This window comes from Pseudomonas sp. PA27(2017), from assembly GCF_001945445.1.
In the GTDB taxonomy this organism is placed as follows: domain Bacteria; phylum Pseudomonadota; class Gammaproteobacteria; order Pseudomonadales; family Pseudomonadaceae; genus Aquipseudomonas.
This window is the reverse complement of sequence record NZ_MSXW01000064.1, coordinates 281-22,465: the sequence shown is the minus strand read 5'-3', so window position 1 is coordinate 22,465 and position 22,185 is coordinate 281. Positions and strand designations below refer to the sequence as shown.

Below are 22,185 nucleotides of genomic sequence, written 5' to 3'. Positions count from 1 at the left end.
CGATGAATATCGGTCAGGCTGCCAAGCACACCGGGCTCAGCGCCAAGATGATCCGCTACTACGAAGCCATTGGCCTGCTGCCCAACGCGGGGCGTAGCGAAAGTGGCTATCGCCAGTACGCTGACGACGACCTGCAGCGCCTGCGCTTCATCCGTCGCGCCCGTGACCTGGGCTTCTCGCTCGCCGAGTCCGGCCGGCTGCTGGCCCTGTGGCACGACCACGAGCGGGCCAGCGCTGATGTGAAGGCCCTGGCGGTGGAACATATCGAAGCGCTCAACGGCAAGATCGCCGAACTCGAAGCCCTGCGTGACACCCTGCAAACGCTGGTCGATCACTGCCAGGGCGACCAGCGTCCCGACTGCCCGATACTCGAAGACCTGCAGGCCGGCAGCGGCTGCTGTCAGCCAGCTGCAACGCCCAGCGCCAGACGCTGAAGCGCGGTGCAATCGGCGACGAAGTGATCGGCCAGCTCAGGCCACGGATTGCTCGGCAGGTTGACCAGCACCGTGGCGGTGCCGGCGGCGCGGCCACAGGCCAGGTCATGGCGATGATCGCCGATCATCACCATGTCTCGCGGGGCGACCTGCCAGCGGTCGGCCAGGTGCAGCAGGCCGCCGGGATCGGGCTTCGGCAGCGCCTCGTCACGGCCGAGGATGTCGTCCGGCGCGAAGCAATCTTCCACACCGATGGCCTGCAAGGTCAGCAGCGCCAACTCCCGCGCGTTACGGGTGAGGATGCCCAGGCGAACGCCGCGTGCTTGCAGGCCACGCACCAGGGCCACGGCACCCGCGGCCGGGCGCGAGGCAACGGCAAGCTCGCGCTCGTGCTCCAGCAACCAGGCGTGTTTGGCCCTCGACACCTCGGGCGGTAGGGCGGCCAGATGATGGAGGATGTCGTCGTCGGGTGGAATGTCCAGCGCCTCGCGGATGGCGGCGAAATCATGCACGGCAATGGTCAGAGTGCCGTCCATGTCGAAAACCCAATGGCTATAGCGCTGCAGGCTCATCGCCCCTCCGGCAAGCGTGGAATCGAGGCCGCAGCATAACCGCTCGGGCCTTGGTCTCGCGACTTCGCCTCAACGCCAATCGTCGCGCAGGCGAATCAGCCCTTCCTGAGCCACCGAGGCGACCAGCTGGCCCTGGCGATTGAAGACGCTGCCGCGGGAGAAACCGCGGGCATTGCCGGCCCAGGGGCTGTCCATGGCATAGAGCAGCCAGTCGTCCATGCGCAGGTTGCCGTGGAACCAGATGGAGTGATCGAGGCTGGCGACCTGCATGAACTTCTGCCATACCGACACGCCGTGAGGCAGCATCGAGGTGGTCAGCAGGTTGAAGTCCGAGGCGTAGCCCAGCAGGTATTTGTGAATCGCCGGCGTATCCGGCAGCTCTCCGTCGGCGCGGAACCACACGTACTTGGCCGGCTCGCTGACCTGGGGTGAAAACGGATTGTCGACGGTGACCGGACGGATCTCGATGGGCTTGTCGAACAGCACGCGCTCGCGCACCCGCGGAGGCAGCGAGTCGGCCACCAGGCTGGCCAGTTCGGTCTCCGAGCGCAGGCCTTCGGGGCCGGGTACGTCGGGCATCTGCACCTGATGGTGGAAGCCTTCTTCCTGGTTCTGGAACGAAGCGCTGCAGGTGAAGATCGCCTTGCCCTTCTGTACCGCCGTTACCCGGCGCGTGCTAAAGCTGCCGCCGTCACGCACGCGGTCGACCTGATAAACCACCGGCAGCGTGGCATCGCCGGGGCGCAGGAAGTAACCGTGCAGCGAATGCACATGGCGGTCGGCCTCGACCGTCTGGGTGGCCGCCGACACGCACTGGCCAAGTACCTGACCGCCGAAGAGCTGGCGAAAGCCCAGATCCTGGCTCACGCCGCGGAACAGGTTTTCCTCGATGGCTTCCAGGCTCAGCAGCGCCACCAACTCTTGCAGGACTTGACTCATAACGGTTCTCCACGGCCCTGAGTGGGCGATGCTACGACTCGCGCGGGGTGCGCGGACGGTGAATGGTAATGCCTTTGCCGGCGCTCAGGAATCGCGCCGTGGTGCCACTGATGACAGGCTCAGCCCTGCTTCGGCCATTTGCTCACGGGCATTTCGTAAAGCGCGTGCCGGCGCAGCGCATGCCCGGGCGCCAGCGACGGATGCTCGAACTCGCCAGCCAGCTGCATGCCGAGGGCTTGCATCACTCGCTGCGACGGCGCGTTGCTGAGTGTGGTGAATGCCACCACGCGATCCACCGCCAGGCGCGTAAAGGCAAAATCCAGCGAGGCACGCGCCGCTTCCTGGGCAAGGCCCTGCCCCCAGAATGCCGGCGACAGGCGCCAGCCGATCTCCACCGCCGGTGTGAAACTCGCCTCGAATCCGACGTTGGCCAGCCCAGTCATGCCGACGAAGCGACCATCTTCGCGTTGCCAGAGCGACCAGAAGGTAAAGCCGTGATCGGCGAAGTGCTGTTGCAGGCGGATGAGCAGCGCCTTGCTCTGCTCGCGGCCCAGGAGCGCCGGAAAATAGTGCATCACCGCCGGATCCGCGCACAGCGTGGCCAACTCGTCCAGATCCTCGTCACGCCAGGCGCGCAGGAGCAGACGCGGCGTCTGCAGCTCGGCCCCATCCCTTTCGCTTCTCATGCATACTGCCCCAGGTTCACCCGATGACCGCCATTGTATGCCCCTGCCGCTGATCTACCACGACGACTACAGCCCACCGTTCCCCGACGGCCATCGCTTCCCGATGGAAAAATTCCGCCTGCTGCGCGATCACCTGGTAGCCAGCGGCCTGACCCGGGATGAAGAACTGCTGCGGCCCGAGATCTGCCCGGCCGATATCCTCGCGCTCTGCCACTGCCCCGCCTATATCGAGCGCTACCTGAGCGGCGAGCTGAGCCACGAAGATCAGCGCCGCCTCGGCCTGCCCTGGAGCCCGGAACTGGCGCGGCGCACCGTGCGGGCCGTCGGCGGCTCGCTGCTGGCCACCGAGCAGGCGCTGCAGCACGGCCTGGCCTGCCACCTGGCCGGCGGCACCCATCATGCCCATTACGATTACCCGGCGGGCTTCTGCATCTTCAACGACCTGGCGGTGATCGCCCGCTACCTGCTGGAAAGCGGCAAGGCCGGGCGCGTGCTGATCTTCGACTGCGACGTGCACCAGGGCGACGGCACCGCGCGCCTGCTCGAGCACGTGCCTGACGCGATCACCGTGTCCCTGCACTGCGAACAGAACTACCCGGCGCGCAAGGCCAGCAGCGACTGGGACATTCCCCTGCCGCGCGGCATGGGCGATGCCGATTACCTGAAGGTGATCGACGACACGCTGGGCTACCTGCTCGCCCTGTACCAGCCGGACATCGTGCTCTACGACGCCGGCGTCGATGTGCACAAGGACGACGCCCTGGGTTACCTGCAACTCACCGATGCCGGCGTCGCGGCCCGCGACGAGGCCGTGCTCGACCACTGCCTGGGCCGCGACATTCCCGTGGTCGGGGTGATCGGCGGTGGCTACAGTAAGGACCGCCACGCCCTCGCCCGCCGACACGGCATCCTCCATCACAGCGCCGCGCGGGTATGGCAGCAGCGAGGGCTCGGGTAAACTTCGCCCTTTGCCCAGCCGACGCCGCCATGACCGATTTCTCCCCGCCCACCGCCCACTCGGTCGCCATCATCGGCGGCGGCCCTGCCGGCCTGATGGCCGCCGAAACCCTGGCGCTCGCTGGCGTGCGAGTCGACCTCTACGACGCCATGCCCTCGCTGGGCCGCAAGTTTCTGCTCGCCGGCGTCGGCGGCATGAACATCACCCATTCCGAAGCCTATCCGGCCTTCGTCGGCCGCTATGGCGAGCGCGAGCGGGAAATCCATGCACTGCTGCAAGGCTTCGATGCCAATACGCTGCGCGAATGGATCCATGGCCTGGGCATCGACACTTTCGTCGGCACCTCGGGCCGCGTATTTCCTACCGACATGAAGGCCGCGCCGCTGCTGCGCGCCTGGCTCAAGCGCCTGCGCGAGGCCGGTGTGCAGTTGCACACCCGGCACCGCTGGCTGGGTTGGAATGCCGACGGCAGCCTGCGTATGGCGGGCCCTGAAGGCGAGCAGGTGATCCGCGCCGATGCGGTGCTGCTGGCCCTGGGCGGTGGCAGCTGGCCGCGGCTCGGTTCGGACGGCAGCTGGGTGGCGCGTTTGCAACAGGCTGGCGTGCCCGTCGTGCCGCTACAACCAAGCAACTGCGGGTTCGACGTGGCTGCCTGGAGCCCGCTGCTGCGCGAAAAATTCGCCGGTGCGCCGCTGAAGAACGTCGCCCTTGGTTTGCCGGGCGACGCACCGCGCCCCGGCGAATTCGTGCTGACCGCCACCGGTATCGAAGGCAGCCTGGTGTACGCGCTGTCCGCCGGCATTCGCCAGCGCATCACCCGCGACGGCAGCTGTACCGTCTACCTCGACCTGCTGCCACAGCGCAGCGAAGCGGCCCTTGGCAACACGCTGAGCAAACCCCGCGGCTCGAACTCCATGGCCAAGCACCTGCATCGCCAGGCCGGCTTGGATGGCGCGAAAGCGGCGCTGCTGCGCGAAGCGACGCCCGCCGAGCACTTCACCGATCCGCAGCGGCTGGCTGCCGCCATCAAGGCGCTGCCGATCACGCTATGCCAGGCGCGCCCGATCGAAGAAGCGATCAGCAGCGCTGGCGGCGTGCCATTCGAAGCCCTCGACGACAATCTGATGCTGACGCAAATACCCGGCACCTTCTGCGCCGGTGAAATGCTCGACTGGGAAGCGCCCACCGGCGGCTACCTGCTCACCGCCTGCTTCGCCAGCGGCCGCGTTGCCGGTCAGGGCATGCTGCGCTGGCTGCAGAGCACATCCCGATAATCCACGGAACAGGACATAGCATGCTGACCAGCATAGAACTCAAGACCTTCATCCCCGCCAAGGACTACCCATTGAGCCAAGCGTTCTATACCGCCCTGGGCTTCAAGCCGGCCTGGCAATCAGAGGAGATGAGCTACTTCAGCCACGGCGAGCACTGCGCCTTTCTGCTGCAGAACTTCTACGTGAAGGAACAGGCCAAGAACTTCGTCATGCATATGCTGGTGGACGATGTAGAGGCCTGGTGGGCGAAGGTTCAGGCGGAGAACATCGCCGAGCGCTTTGGCGTACGCACCATCGCCCCAGAAGATCAGCCCTGGGGCATCCGCGAGTTCATCGTCTTCGACCCCAGCGGCGTGCTGTGGCGGATTGGCCAGAACATCTGAGCGGATCATGATTGGCGGTTTCTGCGTTACGTAGCCTGACGCTAGAGCGCCTTTCGAAAGAACACCCGGGCGTAGCCATCTCCAGCGGCCCGGTGCATTTCCTGATAACCCAAATGCGGGTAGATGAGGATGTTTTCGGTCATCCGCTCATTGGTATAAAGCTCAATTGCCCTGCATCCCAGCGCCCGCGCCTCTCGCTCGGCGAACGCCATCAGTTGCCCGCCGAGTCCTCGACCACGGCGCTGCTCACCGATGGCGACGTTCTGCAGATGCAGCACATCACCCTGCTGCTCCAGCACCAGCACGCCGATCAAACCGTCATCGATTTCCAGAACGAACACCATGGCCTGCGCGATAATCTGCCGGTAATCATCGAGCATCGGTGCCGGCGGTTTGCCGATGCGGCCAATGTAAGGCGCATAGGCCTGTTGCACGATCATGGTGATCGCCTGCACATCCGCATCGATAGCACGGCGTATCAGCATTACCGCTTACCCTTCGGCTTACCACCGAAACTCGGCACCTTGCGGATGGCCTTGACCGGCGGCTCGGCCGGCTCGTCGCTTTCCATCCAGCGGCCCAGACCACCGGCTTTACCGCCGCCAACCACCTTGGGCTTTTTCGGTTTCTTGGGCTTTTTCACCACCAGGCCGCCAGCCACCGTCTGCGGCACGCGGTGATCGGGGATGAAGTCCGGTTCGTCGACGCGCTGCAGGATCTGCTGGGTAAGCGCTTCGATGGCCGAGAGCAGTTGCACTTCGTCGGCGCAGACCAGCGACACCGCCTGGCCACTGGCCCCCGCGCGCCCGGTACGACCAATCCGGTGCACGTAGTCTTCGGCGACGATGGGCAGGTCGAAGTTGACCACCAGCGGCAGGTCGTCGATATCCAGGCCGCGGGCGGCCACGTCGGTGGCCACCAGCACGTCGACTTCACCGGCCTTGAAGCGCTGCAGGGCACGCAGGCGCGTCGGCTGCGGCTTGTCACCGTGGATCGAATCAGCGCGAATGCCTTCGGCCAGCAGCGCCTGCTCAAGTTCGTCGACGCCCTTGCGGGTCTTGGCGAACACCAGCACTTGCGACCATTTCTTGCTGCGGTACAGGTGCAGGAACAGCTCGGCCTTGCGCTTCTTGTCCACCGGAATCAGCCACTGCTTGACCGACTTGGCGGCGGCGTTGCGCGGGCTGACTTCGATGCTCAGCGGGTCGCGCAGCATTTCCTTGGCCAAACCGCGGATGGCGTCGGAAAAGGTCGCGGAGAACAGCAGGGTCTGGCGCTTCTTCGGCAGGGCGGCGAACAGGTCATCCAGCTCGCGGGCAAAGCCCAGGTCGAGCATGCGGTCGGCTTCGTCGAGCACCAGCACCTGCAACTGAGAAAACTTCACCGCGTTCTGACGGTACAGGTCGAGCAAGCGGCCCGGCGTGGCGACCAGCACGTCGAGGCCCTTGCGCAGCTTCATCATCTGCGGGTTGATGCTGACGCCGCCGTACACCGCATAGCTGCGCAGCGGCAGGAACTGCGAGTAGGTCTGCACGCTCTGCTGCACCTGCTCGGCCAGCTCGCGGGTCGGCACCAGCACCAGGGCACGCACCGAATTGCTGGCCACCACCGGGCCTTCCATCATCAGCCGCTGCAGGATCGGCAAGGTAAAAGCGGCGGTCTTACCGGTGCCGGTCTGCGCCGCCGCCATGATATCGCGGCCCTTGATGATCGGGCCGATGGCCTGGGCCTGAACGGGCGTCGGGGTCTTGTAGTCGAGGCCGTCGAGGCAGCGCAGCAGGGGTTCGATCAGGCCGAGGGAAGCGAAGGTCATGGCGGGCAACATGGCGGGCAGTGGAGATGGCGCGCAGTTTAGCGCGTCCGGGTATCAATCGCTCAGCCGATGCTGCGCGGGGGACGTAGCCGCGGTCGGGCGCGGCAATACAGACCGTTTACGCGGCGGCGAGCAAGGCGCGCACCTTGGCGGCGGACATGCCCTGCAGCTGACGCAGGAAATCGTGATCAACGGCGCTGCGGCCATGCTGCTCGCGCAGCACCTTGCACAGGTGCAGGGTCAGGTTGGCGGCCATTTCCGCATCGGCCAGCGCCCGGTGCGCCTTGCCGGTATCGGGCAGCCGCGCCCAGCGATTGAGGTTGCCGAGCTTGTGGCTCGGCGCACCTGGCAGCAGGCGGCGCGACAGCAGCAGCGAGCAGGCGAAATGCTGCACGCGGGTGCGCCCGATCAGGCCCAGCTCGGCGTCCCAGAACTTCTGGTCGAAGGACGCGTTGTGCGCCAGCATCGGAATGTCACCGACGAACTCGGCGACCTCGTGCATCACCTCGGCCGCCGGTGGCGCGCTGCGCACCATGGCGTTGCTGATACCGGTCAGTTGCTCGATGAAGGGCGGCACCCAGGCTCCGCTATTCATCAGGCTCTGGTAGCGGGCAGTGATCTGCCCGCCTTCGATGATCACCACGCCGATTTCGGTGGCGCGCGCCTGCTGGGCCGGCGACATGCCGGTGGTTTCGAAGTCGATGACAGCGATGGGTTTCACAGGAACCTCAGTGTTTGAGCAACAGATGGCCCTCGATGGGCACGTAACGGCTGGCTGCGCGCACCAGCGACTGCGCGGTAAGCCCAGGCACGCCGTAAGCCACGGCTTCGACGCCATGACGCTGGCGAATGCGTTCGAGCAGCAGGTCGAAATCGCCGTCACCGGAGGCCAGCACCACGCTGTCGACATTCGCCGCAGCGTCCATCACGTCGATGGTGATGCCCACGTCCCAGTCGCCCTTGGCCGAACCGTCGCTACGCTGGATGTAGGGTTTGAGCTTCACGGTGAAGCCCAGGTTGCGCAGGATCTGCTGGAACTGCTGCTGCTTGGGATCACCGCGATCGATGGCATAAGCGTACGCCTCGACGATCTCGCCGCCCGCCGCCAGCTCATTCCACAACGCCGTGTAATTGAAGTGGCAGCCATAGGCCTGGCGCACTGTGTAGTAGAGATTCTGTACGTCGGCGAACACGGCAATTTTCTTCACCGGACATCCTCACAAGGTTCGCGCGGGTTGCACGGGTGGCCAGTATGCCAGCCCTGGCCCCTCGAGGTCGAAGGCAGCGCCACGGCGGCGACGAACGTCATCGCTGGTGGCCGGCCTGCCACGCTCGTATCATGGTGGCCTGTTTTTCCGCCTGCGACCCTTCATGAATCCCCTCGACGCCCTGCGTGACGCCTGGTTCTTCTTCCGGCAAAACTTCTTGCAGATCCTCCTGTTGTGCCTGCCCTTCCTGCTGCTCGAAGCCTTCGTGAGCCTGCAGCTCGAGGGCCTGGTCACAGCCGCCAAGGTACCGCTCTATGAAGTGCTGCTCGGCCTGTTCTTCTATCCGCTGTACAGCGCCGCACTGATCCTGTTCATCGATGCCCGCAGCCGCGGTGAGGAGCCCGGCAAGGGCGCGCTGGTAGCCATGAGCCTTAGCCTGTGGCCGCGCTTCGTGCTGCTGGCCGGTATCGGCACCCTGGCGATCATGCTCGGCATCTCGCTGTTCATCCTGCCGGGGTTGTGGCTGATGGTACGGCTGGTGTTCGCCGACTACCTGTTGGTGCTGCGCGGCCTCACGCCGTTGCAGGCGCTGCACGAAAGCCTGCAGCTGACCCATGGGCACTTCTGGCCGATCTTCACCTGCGTGGTGCTGGTGATGGTGCCGCCATGGCTCGCCGGCTTCTGGGCCGCCGATATCACCGCCGAGCCAGCCGGGCGCCTGCTGCTGGACGTGCTGTTCGGCCTCTGCCAGCTGTTCACCACCGTGGTGGTGTTCCGCCTGTACATGCTACGCGCCGGCGACAATGCCGCGCCGCTGCCGTAACCTTCGCGAATCGACCCTACCCCATCGAGACCAGCACGTGGCAAGAAAATCGCGCAGAGAACTGGCCAAGGACCGCGGCGACCTCAGCGATCTACCGGTGACGGTCAAGGATGTCGCGCTCAGGGCTGGCGTGTCGCCGATCACCGTGTCGCGGGCGATCCAGCGGCCCGAGCTGGTCAGCGATGCCACCCGCGAGCACGTGCTGGAAGTGGTGCGCGCAATGGGCTACGTGCCAAACCTGATGGCCGGCGGGTTGGCCACCAGCAAGAGCCGCCTGGTGGCCATCGTGCTGCCGACCATCGCCAACTCGATCTACGCCAGCGTGGTGCAGGCGATCATGGATCGCCTCGCCGAGGCGGGTTATCACACCTTGGTCGGGCCCAGTGGCTATGTACCGGAGCAGGAGGAAACCCTGCTGGCCGCCATTCTGGGTCGCCGCCCCGACGGCATCGTGCTGACCGGTACCTTCCATACCCAGGCCAGCCGCGAGCGCCTGTCGTCCGCCGGCATCCCGGTAGTGGAAGCCTGGGACCTGAGCGACGACGGCCTGGACATGCAGGTGGGGTTTTCCCACGAACAGGTCGGCGCCGCCGTGGCCGAGCACTTCTTCGCCAAGGGTCACCGCCGCTGGGCGGTGGTCGGCGTCGACGACCCGCGGGCGCTGCGCCGCTGCAAGGCGGTGATCGGCCGCCTAGCCGAGCTGGGCGTGAGTAACGTGGCGGTGCAGACGCTGCCGCTGCCCGCCACCTGGGAGGTCGGCCGCAAGGGCCTGGCCAACCTGCTTGATGCCGGCGAGCAGCCCGACTTCATCTTCTGCAGCTCGGACACCGTGGCCCTTGGCGTGCTCGCCGAAGCGTCCACCCGCGGGCTGGACGTTCCGAACGACATTGCCGTGCTGGGCTTCGGCGATACCCTCAACGGCCAGTTCGCCAACCCGGCGCTGTCGACCGTCAGCGTCAATGCAAGCGAAATGGGCCGGCAAGTGGCCGAAGCCCTGCTGCGCCGGTTCGATGGCCAACCAGCCGAATCCCGCGTCGACACCCGATTCGCCATCATCGAACGTAGCAGCACCGCTCGCCCCTGAATCCTGCAAATCTAAATTGTGGAAGCGGCCCATGCCCGCGATACCGCCGCGCGCGTGGCGCCCACCCACCTATGCTCCAACACCGCTGAATGAGCCGGGTCGCGTATCACTGGCGCGGGCCACGACCGCAACCATCGCGCTTTGAATTTCCACTTGAATGATAACGTTATCTGACTATCATGATAACGTTATCTTAAATGTTGCCAGTGAGCAGCCAGACCCACCGCAACACCGTCAACGGCACAGGAACCACGCGATGAACAATAACAACACTCATGCAGGTACTACCCCGGTCATCACCGCCCTGGAAGTCATTCCCGTCGCCGGGCACGACAGCCTGCTACTCAACCTGAGCGGCGGCCATGCACCCTTCTTCACCCGTAACCTGCTGATCCTGCGTGACAACGCCGGCCATGTCGGCGTCGGCGAAGTGCCGGGCGGCGAAGCCATTCGCCAGACCCTGGAAGACGCCCGCCAACTGTTGCTCGGCCAGCCCATCGGCCAGTACCAGAAATTGCTCGGCCAGGTACGCCAGGCTTTCGCCGATCGTGACTCCGGCGGCCGCGGCCTGCAGACCTTCGACCTGCGTATCACCATCCATGCGGTAACCGCCGTCGAGGCTGCCCTGCTCGACCTGCTCGGCCAGTACTTGGACGTGCCGGTCGCCGCCCTGCTCGGCGAAGGCCAGCAGCGCGATGCCGTGGAAATGCTCGGCTACCTGTTCTACGTCGGCGACCGCAAGAAAACCGACCTGCCCTATCGCCAGGAAGCCGACGCCGACAACGCCTGGTTTCAGGTGCGCAACGAAGAAGCGCTGGACGCACAGGGCGTGGTGCGCCTCGCCGAAGCCGCCTACGAGCGTTATGGCTTCAAGGACTTCAAGCTCAAGGGCGGCGTGCTGCGCGGCGACGAGGAAATCGAAGCGGTCACCGCGCTGGCCGAGCGCTTCCCGGAGGCACGCATCACCCTGGACCCTAACGGCGCCTGGTCACTGCAGGAAGCCATCCGCCTGTGCCGCGACCAGCACCATGTGCTCGCCTATGCCGAAGACCCCTGCGGCGCCGAGAATGGTTATTCCGGCCGTGAAGTGATGGCCGAGTTCCGCCGCGCCACCGGCCTGCCCACCGCCACCAACATGATCGCCACCGACTGGCGCCAGATGGGCCACGCGATCCAGCTGCAATCGGTGGACATCCCCCTGGCCGATCCGCACTTCTGGACCATGCAGGGTTCGGTGCGCGTGGCGCAGATGTGCAACGACTGGGGCCTGACCTGGGGCTCGCACTCGAACAATCATTTCGATGTGTCCCTGGCCATGTTCACCCACGTGGCAGCAGCCGCGCCGGGCAAGATCACCGCCATCGACACCCACTGGATCTGGCAGGACGGCCAACGCCTGACCAAGGAACCGCTGCGTATCGAAGGCGGCCTGGTGCAGGTGCCGAAAAAGCCCGGCCTCGGCGTGGAGCTGGACATGGACGCCGTGGCCAAGGCCCACGAGTGCTACAAGGGCATGGGCCTGGGCGCGCGCAATGACGCCGTGGCCATGCAGTACCTGATCAGCGGCTGGACCTTCGATAACAAGAAGCCCTGCCTGATGCGCTGAGCAGGATCACACTGCAATTAGTTGGTGGGCTGAAGCGGATCGCCGCCCGGCATACCCTACGCCCGAGCGCAGGCCTTTGTGGGAGGGTGCCATGCGCCCGATTCGCGGGCAGGAACTAGGCTGCCCCGCCCGCTCCCACGGCCTGACGCTGATCTGGCTACAGTGATTTACCTAACTGTGATTCAACTGCGCCTTGAGCCGATCACGAAAGCTCTGGATCAGCGGTTCCCGTGAGCGGCCGCGGCGCAACGCCAGGGTGAATGGCGCCTGGTAGCCGAAGGTGGTGGGCAGCAGCACTTTCAGACGTTTCTGATCGGCCCACTGCTGGGCGTAATGCTCGGGCAAATAGCCAATATAGGCGCCGGATAGCACCAGAATCAGCTGCGCCTCCATCGACTCCACCGTCGCTGCACTGTGCTTGAAGCCATGGCGCGCCAGCTCGGTCTGACTCCAGTAGCCGCGGCCGACCATGCGCTGCTGGGTGATCACTTCCGCCGGAATCTGCCGTTGGGTATACAGCGGGTGCCTATCGCTGCAGTACAGCCAGTGCTGCTCGCGGTACAGCGCCTGGTAGATCAGCCCGTTGGTACGCACCGAAAAGGCACCGATGGCCAGGTCCAGCCGATTTTCCAGCACGCCGAGTTGCAGTTCAGCCGGACTGAGCACCGCCAGATGCAGGTGCACGGCCGGGTGTTCCTGGCTGTAGGCGCCGATCACCTCGGCCAGCGGCAGGGATGGATCGCTCACCGTCGAATCCAATACACCCAGATTCAGGGTACCGCGTAGCTCGCCCTTGAGCGCCGCCGAATAACGCTCGAACCCCTCCAGCTCGGCCAGCAGCCGCAACGCTTCCTGATGGAACAGCTCGCCCTTACTGGTCAGGCTGAAGCCGCCACGCCCACGATGGCAGAGCACGAAGCCGAGCTGCGCTTCGAGCTGGCTCATATAGGTACTGATCGCCGAGGTGGACAGGTTCAGCTCCTGCTGCGCCGCAGCGAAACCCTGGTGGCGCACGACACAGACGAACAGGCGCAGCAGCTTGAGATCGGGCATTGGCGAACCATGACGGTGGAGGAACCCGGCTCATGCTAAAGCCTGCCCGTTAGTTTAGGAATTTCTGAACTGATTATTTGCGCTGCCCGATTCTTCCCGCCGCAAACCCTGACCAGAATCGGGCCACGACAACCACAAGAACTGAGAGGCCCCCGTGGACAATTCCCTCCACCAGCCCCTGGGCGGCAACGAAATGCCCCGTTTCGGCGGGATCGCCACCATGCTGCGCCTGCCCCACGTGCAGGCACCCGAGGAGCTGGACAAGCTCGACGCTGCCTTTATCGGCATCCCGCTGGATATCGGCACGTCCCTGCGCTCCGGCACCCGGTTCGGGCCGCGGCAGATTCGCGCCGAGTCGGTGATGATCCGCCCGTACAACATGGCAACCGGCGCCGCGCCGTTCGATTCCCTGAACGTCGCCGATATCGGCGACGTGGCGATCAACACCTTCAACCTGCTCGACGCCGTGCGCATCATCGAAGAGCACTACGACCGCGTGCTCGCCCACGACATCATCCCGCTGACCCTTGGCGGCGACCACACCCTGACCCTCCCGATCCTGCGCGCCATGCGCAAGAAGTACGGCAAGATCGGCCTGGTGCACATCGACGCCCATGCGGACGTGAACGATCACATGTTCGGCGAGAAGATCGCCCACGGCACCACCTTCCGCCGCGCCCAGGAAGAAGGTCTGCTCGACAGCCAGCGTGTGGTGCAGATCGGCCTGCGCGCCCAGGGTTACACCGCTGACGACTTCAACTGGAGCCGCAACCAGGGCTTTCGTGTGGTACAGGCCGAAGAGTGCTGGCACAAATCTCTCGCCCCGCTGATGGAAGAAGTGCGCGCCAAGGTCGACGGCGGCCCGGTGTACCTGTCCTTCGACATCGACGGCATCGACCCGGCCTGGGCGCCCGGCACCGGCACGCCGGAAGTCGGCGGCCTGACCACCATCCAGGCGTTGGAAATCATCCGCGGCTGCCAGGGCCTGAACCTGATCGGCGGCGACCTGGTCGAGGTCTCCCCGCCCTACGACACCACCGGCAACACCTCGCTGCTGGGCGCCAACCTGCTCTACGAAATGCTCTGTGTGCTGCCGGGTGTGGTGCGCAAGTGAGCCGCGTGCTCGCCCGGTAATCCCGGTTTCACATCACTGGAAAAACCCGCGCGGGCCAGCAGAAGCCCGCCGTGGCGCATTACCCGTTCGCGGGTCATGGAGCGCACTTCGCTCCACGCGGCCCTGCCGCACTGCCCAAGCACCACTACCCGACGGCTGTCGGGGGTGAATAACAAGGTCGGCGCCATGGCGCCACCCTGACAAGAATCGTGACAGGCGCTGGAGAAACACATGATCCTGGATATATCCGTAGTACTGATCTACGCCGCCGGCATGCTACTGCTCGGCTGGTACGGCATGCGCCGCGCGCGCAGCCAGGAAGATTACCTGGTGGCCGGACGCAACCTCGGCCCGGCCTTCTACATGGGCACCATGGCCGCCACCGTGCTCGGCGGCGCCGCGACCGTCGGCACCGTGCGCCTGGGTTATGTGCACGGCATTTCCGGGTTCTGGCTGTGCGCCGCCCTGGGCGCCGGCATCATCGTGCTCAACCTGTTCCTAGCCAAACCATTGCTCAAACTGCGCATCTTCACCGTCACCCAGATCCTCGAACGCCGCTACACACCGGCGGCGCGTCAGGCCAGTGCGGTGGTGATGTTCGCCTACGCGCTGATGATCTCGGTGGTCTCGGTGCTGGCCAGCGGCACGGTGCTGCAGGTGCTGTTCGACCTGCCCTTCTGGGCGGCCATCCTGCTGGCTGGCGGCGTAGTGGTGGTGTATTCCAGCATCGGCGGCATGTGGTCGCTGACCCTCACCGACATCGTGCAGTTCGCCATCAAGACGGTCGGCCTGATGTTCGTGCTGCTGCCCATCTGCCTGTACCGCGTCGGCGGCTGGGACGAACTGGTAGCCAAGCTGCCGGACACCGCCTTCAGCCTGACCACCATCGGCTACGACACCATCATCACCTACTTCCTGATCTACTTCTTCGGCATCCTCATCGGCCAGGACATCTGGCAACGTGTGTTCACCGCCCGCAACGAGAACGTCGCCCGCGTGGCCGGCAGCCTGGCCGGCGTGTACTGCGTGCTGTACGGGCTGGTCGGCGCACTGATCGGCATGTGCGCCAAGGTGCTGCTGCCGGATCTGGCCAACGCCAACAACGCCTTCGCCTCCATCGTGCAGAGCGCGCTGCCCGACGGCATTCGCGGCCTGGTGATCGCCGCCGCCCTGGCCGCGATGATGTCCACCGCCAGCGCCGGTCTGCTCGCCGCGTCCACCACGGTGACCGAGGACCTGCTGCCGAAACTGCGCGGCGGTCGCCCTTCGAGCCTGGGGGTCGCCCGCCTGTTCACCCTGCTCACCGGCCTGCTGGTGCTGGCGATCTCCCTGGTGGTCAGCGACGTGATCGGCGCTCTGACACTGGCCTACAACCTGCTGGTGGGCGGTATCCTGATTCCGATTCTCGGCGCCATCTACTGGAAACGCGCCACCACCACTGGCGCCATCGCCAGCATGGCACTGGGTTGCGCCACCGCACTGGTCTTCATGTTCAAGGATGGCCTGGAAGCCAACACGCCGATCTACTACAGCCTGGCAGTCGGCCTGCTGGCCTTCGTGATCGGCAGCCTGCTGACCCGTCCGCAAGCGCGCGCTGCCAGCCTCGCCTGAACCAATCAAAGATGCCGGTGCGACTGCCGGCATCTGCAGATTCATCATCAAGGAGCCTGCATGACCACCTGCGGTGAATTTCTCGTCAAGCAACTCGAGGCCTGGGGCGTCGACACCGTGTTCGGCATCCCCGGCGTGCACACCGTCGAGCTGTACCGCGGCTTGCCCGGCAGCGGCATCCGCCACGTCACCCCGCGCCACGAACAGGGCGCGGGCTTCATGGCCGACGGCTACGCGCGCGTCTCCGGCAAGCCTGGCGTGTGCTTCATCATCACCGGGCCGGGCATGACCAATATCGCCACCGCCATGGGTCAGGCTTACGCGGACTCGATCCCGATGCTGGTGATTTCTAGCGTCAACGAACGCGAGCGCCTCGGCCATGGCAACGGCTACCTGCACGAGCTGCCGGACCAGCGCGCCCTCGTGGCTGGCGTCGCCGCCTTCAGCCATACGCTGATGAGCGTCGACGAATTGCCCGAAGTGCTGGCCCGCGCCTTCGCGGTGTTCGATAGCCAGCGACCACGGCCGGTGCATATCGAGCTACCGCTGGATGTGATCACCGCCGCCGCCGACCACCTGAGCGTGCAACCGCGGGTGAAAGCTCCACGCCCCGCACCGCAGGCCGAGTTGATCCAGCAAGCGGCGCAGCGCCTGAGCCAGGCCCAGCGCCCGTTGCTGCTAATCGGCGGCGGCGTAGGTGAGCCCGATACGGTGCGCCGCCTGGCCGAGGTGCTGGATGTACCGACCGCGCTGACCATCAACGCCAAGGGCCTGCTGCCCGCCGCTCATCCGCTGCTGATCGGCAGCAACCAGTCGCTGCCGCCGGTGCGCCAGCTGGCGCTGGGCGCCGACGTGGTGCTGGCCATCGGCACCGAGCTGGGCGAGACCGATTACGACGTGGTGTTCGACGGCAACTTCAGAATCGGCGGCGAGCTGATCCGTATCGATATCGACGCCGAGCAGTTGCAGCGCAATCACACGCCGACATTGGCGATCCACAGCGACGCCGGCCTGGCCATCGAGGCGCTGCTCAAGCAATTGCCGCAGCGCGAGAACGATGAAAAGAGCAGCGGCGCCACGCGCGCGGGCGCAGTTCGCCAGCAACTGGCCGCAGACTTCGCCGGCTGGGCGCACTACCGACGGCTGTTCGACTGCATCCTCGACGTGCTGCCCGACGCGCGCTTCGTCGGCGACTCGACGCAGACCGTGTACAGCGGCAACCATCTCGTAGAACTGGATGGCCCGCGCCGCTGGTTCAACGCCTCCACCGGCTACGGCACCCTCGGCTACGGCCTGCCGGCAGCCATCGGCGCCCGGCTGGCCGAGCCAGCGCGCCCGGTGATCAGCCTGATGGGCGACGGCGGCATCCAGTTCACCCTGCCGGAGCTGGCCAGCGCCGTGGAAGCACAGGTCGGCATCATCGTGCTGCTGTGGAACAACCTGGGCTATGGCGAGATAAAACGCTACATGGAGCGCCGCGACATCACCCCGCTGGGCGTCGACATCTACACGCCGGACTTCCTGGCCATCGCCCGCGGCTTCGGCTGCCTGGCCGAACGCGCCCACGACCACGCACACCTGCAAAGCCTGCTGCGCGAGGCGCCAAGCGACCGGCCGCTGCTGATCGAAATCGCCGAGGCGCCGCCGTTTGCGCCGTGAAAGCATGACGCGGGTCGCTACTTGCGCGGCTTGGCCCGCGCGGTGGGCTCGGCGATCAGCGGATCGTCCGGCCAGTAATGCTTCGGGTAGCGCCCCTTCAAATCCTTCTTCACCTCGGCGTAAGTGGTGCGCCAGAAGTTGGCCAGGTCCTGGGTCACCTGCACCGGTCGACGCGCCGGGGACAGCAAGTGCAGCAGCACCTGCTGACGACCATTGGCGATTCGCGGCGTCTCGGCCAGGCCGAACAGCTCCTGCAGCCGCACCGCCAACACCGGCGGATGCTCGCTGTAATCCACACCGATACGTGAGCCGGACGGCACGGCGATGCTGCGCGGTGCCCACTCGTCCAGGCGCTGCGGCAACGGCCAGGGCAGCATGGTTTGCAGCATCGCATGCAGGTCGAGATTGCCAAAATGGCTGAGCCGGGTGACTTTGCCCAGGTAGGGTGCCAACCAGGTTTCCAAGGTATCCAGCAGCGCTGCATCCGATACATCCGGCCATTCGCTGCTGCCCTGCTGCAGATCCAGCTCACGCAGCAGCATCACCCGCGCCTGCCACTGGCGCAGCTCCGGCGTCCACGGCAGCAGCGCCAGCCCTTTGCGCCGTACCAGGCCGATCAACGCGCTGGTACGTGCTTCGGCATCCAGCCCCGGCAAGGCCTCGCTGCTCAGCACCAGGTCACCAACCTTGCGCTGCCGCTCGGCACGCAGTACGCCTTCGCGCTCATCCCATTCGAGCAGATCCTGGCTGCTGACCTGTTCGGCCAGCACCGAGTCGAACAGTGCTGGCTCCAGTTCGGCAGCCAGATAGATGCGCTCCTCACGCTGGCCCTGGCGACTGCCCAGGTCGGCCACCACAAGCCAGGTATGCTTCATCAGCCCATCGGCCTCGGTAAACTGCGCCGCGCGACCATTGGCCAGTCGATATTCGGCGCCGCCCTCACGGCGCTGACGTGCGATGCGATCCGGGTAGGCGAACGCCAGCAGTGCGCCCAGCCAGCGGCCATGCTCGGGGTCGCTGACCGCCTCGCTGACCGGCATCCGGCGCAAATATCCTTGAAACTGTTTGGCCAATTGTCGCGCACGCTGCACGCCGCCATTGGCGCCACGCGCCGCTCGACTCTCGCCCGACAGCAGCGCCAGGCGACTGTGCAGGTCGGCCCCGCCACCTCGCTGAATGTCGCGCTCCCCCAGCAGAGCCGCCAGGTCGCAGGCCATCTCACCGAGCCCGAGCGCCTGGCCACGCAGCAACAGATGAGCGATGCGCGGATGAGCCGGCAGCTCGGCCATGGCCTGACCGTGGGCAGTCAACACACCACGTTCGTCGAGCGCGCCGAGGCGCTGCAGCAGATCGCGCGCCTGGGCGTAGGCGGCAGCGGGCGGCGGGTCGAGCCAGACCAACTCATCCACTTCGACGCCCCAGCGCGCCAGCTGTAACGCCAGGCCCGCCAGGTCGGCCTGGAGAATTTCCGCTGCGCTATAAGCAGGCAATTGCTCATGCTGCGCCTGGGACCATAGCCGATAGCAGGCACCCGGTTGCAGACGCCCGGCACGGCCCGCGCGCTGGGTGGCCGAAGCGCGGGAAATACGCGCAGTGTCCAGGCGCGTCATGCCGCTGCCGGGGTCGAAACGCGGCACCCGCGCCAGCCCGGCGTCGACCACTACGCGCACGCCGTCGATGGTCAGGCTGGTCTCGGCGATGTTGGTGGCCAGCACCACTTTGCGCAGCCCGGATGGCGCCGGCTCGATAGCCGCACGCTGGGCCGACAGCTCCAGTTCGCCATGCAGCGGACAGACGCGAACGTCGCCGCGCCCGCCCATTGTTTCCTCCAGTTGCTCGGCCACGCGGCGAATTTCCGCTTGGCCGGGCAGAAACACCAGCAGGCTGCCGGGCTCATCGTCCAGCGCCTGCAATACCGTTTGCAGCACTCTTGGCTCCAGCCACTCCCCCGCCTGCCAGGGCGCGCCCCAGCGGATGTCTACGGGGAACATGCGCCCTTCACTGCGCAGGACTGGCGCGTTACCCAACAAGCCAGCCAAGCGCTCGCCTTCCAGGGTCGCGGACATCAGCAGCACTTTGAGCGGCGCCTCGCCACTGTCGGCGTCGCGAAACATCGCCCGACCATTGAGGGTCAGCGCCAGGGCCAGGTCGGCATCCAGGCTACGCTCGTGAAACTCGTCGAAAATCACCAGCCCGACGCCTTCCAGCGCCGGGTCGTCCTGCAAACGCCGTGCGAGAATGCCCTCGGTCACCACCTCGATGCGCGTGTTAGGCCCCACCTTGCTGTCCAGGCGGATGCGATAGCCCACCGTTTCGCCAACCTTTTCCCCCAGCTCACTGGCCAGCCGCTCGGCCGCGGCACGGGCAGCCAGGCGCCGCGGCTCGAGCATGATGATGCGCTGCCCGGCCAACCATGGCTGGTCGAGCACGGCCAGCGGCACGCGGGTGGTCTTGCCGGCACCGGGCGGCGCCTCGAGCACCACTTCATCACGGTCGGCCAGGGCGCGGCACAGGTCGGGCAGCAGGGAATCGATCGGCAGGCTGTTCATCGGGGCTCCAGTTCAGGCCGGCGATTATAACGGCGAACTGCCGCCATGCTTGCCCGGTCATATACCGTCGAAGGCTGCGTGTTGAAGTGCCGCAGCAGCTTTGCAATGCTCGCCTTGCTATAGTGGCGTCCACTTTTTCTGGAGGTGCTCGATGCGCACGAAATCCCGCGTTATCGGCGGCGTTCTCGCCGTTACATTGGTCACTCAACTGTCCGCTTGCGGCACCATCTTCTTCCCTGATCGCCGCGGCCAGATCGAGGGCCGGATCGACCCCCTCGTCGCCGGCCTGAACGCTATCGGCATTCTCTTCTACGTGATTCCCGGGCTGATCGCTTTTGGCGTCGACTTCGCCACCGGCGCCATCTACCTGCCAGGCGGCACCACCGCACAGGTCGATACGCAGTCCCTGAAGAACGTGGTGGACGGGGACGGCAAGGTCGACACCGCCAAGCTCAAGGCGCTGATCGAAACCCAGACCGGCCACAACCTGCCGCTCGACGACCCACGCCTGATCCAGCACAGCGGCAGCACCGAGCAATTGGCGGCCTACGGCCTGCGCCCATCCGCCTGATTCCTCCCGCAGCCCGTCAGTGATGACGGGCTCAGCCCGCCATCGTGCATGGATTGCCAATGACCCTCGACCGCCAGCACGCCCGCCTGATGCGCCAGGCCACCGCCGCCGCACTCTGCGTGGCGCTGACCCTGGTGTTGTGCAAAGCGATCGCCTGGTGGGCCAGCGGCTCGGTCAGCCTGCTCGCCGGTCTCACCGATTCGCTGCTCGACAGCGCCGCCTCGCTGCTCAACCTGATCGCCGTGAACATCGCCCTGCGCCCCGCCGACGATGATCACCGATACGGCCACGGCAAGGCCGAGGCACTTGCGGGTTTGGGCCAGGCGCTGTTCATCGGTGCCAGTGCCATCCTGGTCGCCGTGCAAGGCTTCGAGCGCCTGCGCCAACCTGAGCCATTGACCGCTCAGGGTTTGGGCATTGCGGTGATGCTGCTGTCCATGGCACTGACGGTCGCCCTGCTGACGTTCCAGCACCACGTGGTGCGCAAGACTGGCTCCACCGCCATCCATGCCGACTCGCTGCACTACCGCTCCGACCTGCTGCTCAATGGCGGCATCCTCCTTGCGCTGCTGCTCGCCTATCTCGGCTGGCAACAGGGCGACGCGCTGTTCGCCATCGGCATCGCGGCCTACATCTTGTGGAGCGCGGTGAGCATCGCACGCCAGTCGGTCAGCGTGTTGATGGATCAGGAACTGGCGTCCGAAGTCAGCACGCGCATGGGCGAGCTGGCCTGCGCCGTTCCTGGCGTCGTCGGCATTCACGACCTGCGCACACGCCTGTCCGGCACTCACTGGTTCGTACAGTTGCACGTCGATCTGCCCGGCAGCCTCAGCCTCACCGAAGCACACGCACTGTGCGAACAAGTGGAGGACGCTATCCGCAGCGAATTCGCCCAGGCCGAGGTGCTGGTGCATGCCGACCCAGTCGAAGTCGCACCGATTTGAGGCAGGCGATGCGCCATCAGAAAAACAGTGAACCGTCATCGCGAAAGGCCAGTCAGCTTCACTAAGCCCAAACGATTTGGGTGGGACGCTCCCGGCTCCCCTCACCCTCAACCAGGGCGGCACCGGGAATCTATTCGTGATGAGAGGATTACCACATGAAGCGCGTATCCATGTTCGTCATTGCCGCCGTACTGGCCGCACCGGCCTTCGCAGCTGATGACCTGTGCACCGTCAACCTGCAGAAACTCGACAATGCCGTGGCCGCCAAAGCCACCCTGCCCGAGCCGCTCAAGCAGCAGGTTGCAGACGCCAAGAAAGAAGCCACCGACGCCCAGGCTGCTGGCGACCTCGAAGCTTGCGGCAGCCACGCCGAGCGTGCACTGCAACTGCTCGACGCGCCGGGTGATGATGGCAGCGGCGCCACCAGCTGATAGCTGACGGGCCGGCTCAACGCCGGCCTGTTTGCGAGCGCGCCGTGTAGCCCGGGTCGACGCCACGAACCCTTTTGGCGTACACTGCGCGTCTCGCAAGTTTCGGGGCCGATTAGGATTCGACGCCGGTGGCGAAGCTCGAGGTGCATGCCGACTTGGTAACAGAAGTCGTAAATCCACTGTTGCAACTTTCTATAGTTGCCAATGACGAAAACTACGAGGGCTACGCTCTCGCTGCGTAAGCGGCGCGACTAGTCCTTCTGGTAGCTTCGGCTCCAGCGATCACTAGGGGATGCCTGTAAACCCGAAGTGATTGTCATGCAGAACAGGATCGCCGCGTAGTACGTTGTGGACGAAGTGGCTAAAACTTACACAACTCGCCCAATGCACCCTGCCCGTCGGGCGGCTGAGGGTTAACTCAATAGACACGGCTAAGCATGTAGTACCGACAGTGGAGAACTGGCGGACGGGGG

22 protein-coding genes and 1 other RNA gene are annotated in these 22,185 nt (G+C 65.6%); 14 read left to right on the top strand and 9 right to left on the bottom strand.

What is annotated here, in order from left to right:
• The first annotated feature begins 2 nt into the window (after window positions 1–2).
• Window positions 3–434, top strand: coding sequence for a Cu(I)-responsive transcriptional regulator (gene cueR, locus BVH06_RS24790; protein WP_075935820.1), 432 nt, complete (start codon window positions 3–5; stop codon window positions 432–434).
• On the opposite strand, the gene BVH06_RS24785 is transcribed toward cueR, so the two are convergent.
• From BVH06_RS24785 to BVH06_RS24775, 3 genes are all read right to left on the bottom strand, one after another.
• The gene (locus tag BVH06_RS24785) at window positions 401–1,006 is read right to left on the bottom strand and encodes an HAD family hydrolase (RefSeq protein WP_075931836.1); all 606 of its coding nucleotides are present in this window, start codon (window positions 1,004–1,006) and stop codon (window positions 401–403) included. The genes cueR and BVH06_RS24785 overlap by 34 nt on opposite strands.
• 69 nt (window positions 1,007–1,075) lie before the next feature.
• Window positions 1,076–1,945 (bottom strand): acyl-CoA thioesterase II, encoded by an 870-nt coding sequence (gene tesB / locus BVH06_RS24780; protein ID WP_075931837.1) that lies wholly within the window; start codon window positions 1,943–1,945, stop codon window positions 1,076–1,078.
• A gap of 119 nt (window positions 1,946–2,064) precedes the next feature.
• Window positions 2,065–2,631, bottom strand: coding sequence for a GNAT family N-acetyltransferase (locus BVH06_RS24775; protein WP_075935819.1), 567 nt, complete (start codon window positions 2,629–2,631; stop codon window positions 2,065–2,067).
• 37 nt (window positions 2,632–2,668) lie between these two features.
• Between BVH06_RS24775 and BVH06_RS24770 the strand changes: the two genes are divergently transcribed.
• From BVH06_RS24770 to BVH06_RS24760, 3 genes are read left to right on the top strand one after another with little or no spacing between them, the layout of a single operon-like run.
• Window positions 2,669–3,589, top strand: coding sequence for a histone deacetylase (locus BVH06_RS24770; RefSeq protein WP_075931839.1), 921 nt, complete (start codon window positions 2,669–2,671; stop codon window positions 3,587–3,589).
• 29 nt (window positions 3,590–3,618) lie between these two features.
• Window positions 3,619–4,863, top strand: a complete 1,245-nt coding sequence (locus tag BVH06_RS24765) for a TIGR03862 family flavoprotein (RefSeq protein ID WP_075935818.1) — start codon at window positions 3,619–3,621, stop codon at window positions 4,861–4,863.
• 20 nt (window positions 4,864–4,883) lie between these two features.
• Window positions 4,884–5,246, top strand: a complete 363-nt coding sequence (locus BVH06_RS24760) for a VOC family protein (protein WP_075935817.1) — start codon at window positions 4,884–4,886, stop codon at window positions 5,244–5,246.
• 41 nt (window positions 5,247–5,287) lie between these two features.
• Here BVH06_RS24760 and BVH06_RS24755 read toward each other — a convergent pair whose 3' ends face one another.
• The 4 genes from BVH06_RS24755 to BVH06_RS24740 form a co-directional block, all read right to left on the bottom strand.
• A complete protein-coding gene (locus tag BVH06_RS24755) occupies window positions 5,288–5,686 on the bottom strand; it encodes a GNAT family N-acetyltransferase (RefSeq protein ID WP_256575271.1) in 399 nt (132 codons plus the stop codon).
• A 44-nt stretch (window positions 5,687–5,730) separates the two neighbouring features.
• Window positions 5,731–7,059, bottom strand: a complete 1,329-nt coding sequence (locus tag BVH06_RS24750; protein ID WP_075935834.1) for a DEAD/DEAH box helicase — start codon at window positions 7,057–7,059, stop codon at window positions 5,731–5,733.
• A gap of 118 nt (window positions 7,060–7,177) precedes the next feature.
• Window positions 7,178–7,780: a PolC-type DNA polymerase III gene (locus BVH06_RS24745; RefSeq protein ID WP_075931844.1), complete on the bottom strand. Its 603-nt coding sequence runs from the start codon at window positions 7,778–7,780 to the stop codon at window positions 7,178–7,180.
• 7 nt (window positions 7,781–7,787) lie between these two features.
• The gene (locus BVH06_RS24740; protein WP_075931845.1) at window positions 7,788–8,267 is read right to left on the bottom strand and encodes an NYN domain-containing protein; all 480 of its coding nucleotides are present in this window, start codon (window positions 8,265–8,267) and stop codon (window positions 7,788–7,790) included.
• A 163-nt stretch (window positions 8,268–8,430) separates the two neighbouring features.
• On the opposite strand from BVH06_RS24740, the gene BVH06_RS24735 reads away from it, so the two are divergent.
• The 3 genes from BVH06_RS24735 (at window position 8,431) to gudD (ending at window position 11,780) form a co-directional block, all read left to right on the top strand.
• Window positions 8,431–9,090, top strand: a complete 660-nt coding sequence (locus BVH06_RS24735; RefSeq protein ID WP_075935833.1) for a YciC family protein — start codon at window positions 8,431–8,433, stop codon at window positions 9,088–9,090.
• 37 nt (window positions 9,091–9,127) lie between these two features.
• On the top strand, window positions 9,128–10,174 hold the full coding sequence (locus tag BVH06_RS24730) for a LacI family DNA-binding transcriptional regulator (protein WP_075935815.1): 1,047 nt from the start codon (window positions 9,128–9,130) through the stop codon (window positions 10,172–10,174).
• Window positions 10,175–10,430: 256 nt separating this feature from the next.
• A complete protein-coding gene (gene gudD / locus BVH06_RS24725) occupies window positions 10,431–11,780 on the top strand; it encodes a glucarate dehydratase (RefSeq protein WP_075935814.1) in 1,350 nt (449 codons plus the stop codon).
• A 171-nt stretch (window positions 11,781–11,951) separates the two neighbouring features.
• Here gudD and BVH06_RS24720 read toward each other — a convergent pair whose 3' ends face one another.
• Window positions 11,952–12,833 (bottom strand): LysR family transcriptional regulator, encoded by an 882-nt coding sequence (locus BVH06_RS24720; RefSeq protein WP_075931848.1) that lies wholly within the window; start codon window positions 12,831–12,833, stop codon window positions 11,952–11,954.
• Between the two features lie 154 nt (window positions 12,834–12,987).
• Here BVH06_RS24720 and speB point away from each other — a divergent pair, with 154 nt between their 5' ends.
• From speB to BVH06_RS24705, 3 genes are all read left to right on the top strand, one after another.
• A complete protein-coding gene (gene speB / locus BVH06_RS24715) occupies window positions 12,988–13,947 on the top strand; it encodes an agmatinase (protein WP_075931849.1) in 960 nt (319 codons plus the stop codon).
• Window positions 13,948–14,178: 231 nt separating this feature from the next.
• Window positions 14,179–15,558, top strand: coding sequence for a sodium:solute symporter (locus BVH06_RS24710; protein WP_075935813.1), 1,380 nt, complete (start codon window positions 14,179–14,181; stop codon window positions 15,556–15,558).
• Window positions 15,559–15,618: 60 nt separating this feature from the next.
• Window positions 15,619–17,217 (top strand): 5-guanidino-2-oxopentanoate decarboxylase, encoded by a 1,599-nt coding sequence (locus BVH06_RS24705; protein ID WP_075931851.1) that lies wholly within the window; start codon window positions 15,619–15,621, stop codon window positions 17,215–17,217.
• A 17-nt stretch (window positions 17,218–17,234) separates the two neighbouring features.
• On the opposite strand, the gene hrpB is transcribed toward BVH06_RS24705, so the two are convergent.
• Window positions 17,235–19,766, bottom strand: coding sequence for an ATP-dependent helicase HrpB (hrpB, locus tag BVH06_RS24700; RefSeq protein ID WP_075935812.1), 2,532 nt, complete (start codon window positions 19,764–19,766; stop codon window positions 17,235–17,237).
• A gap of 151 nt (window positions 19,767–19,917) precedes the next feature.
• Here hrpB and BVH06_RS24695 point away from each other — a divergent pair, with 151 nt between their 5' ends.
• The 4 genes from BVH06_RS24695 to ssrA all read left to right on the top strand — a co-directional run bounded on the left by BVH06_RS24695 (window position 19,918) and on the right by ssrA (window position 22,185).
• On the top strand, window positions 19,918–20,337 hold the full coding sequence (locus BVH06_RS24695; protein ID WP_075935811.1) for a polyribonucleotide nucleotidyltransferase: 420 nt from the start codon (window positions 19,918–19,920) through the stop codon (window positions 20,335–20,337).
• A gap of 59 nt (window positions 20,338–20,396) precedes the next feature.
• Entirely contained in the window at window positions 20,397–21,281 is an 885-nt protein-coding gene (locus BVH06_RS24690; protein WP_075935810.1) for a cation diffusion facilitator family transporter, read from the top strand.
• 155 nt (window positions 21,282–21,436) lie between these two features.
• Window positions 21,437–21,712 (top strand): hypothetical protein, encoded by a 276-nt coding sequence (locus tag BVH06_RS24685; protein ID WP_075931855.1) that lies wholly within the window; start codon window positions 21,437–21,439, stop codon window positions 21,710–21,712.
• A gap of 112 nt (window positions 21,713–21,824) precedes the next feature.
• Window positions 21,825–22,185: a transfer-messenger RNA gene (gene ssrA, locus BVH06_RS24680) on the top strand.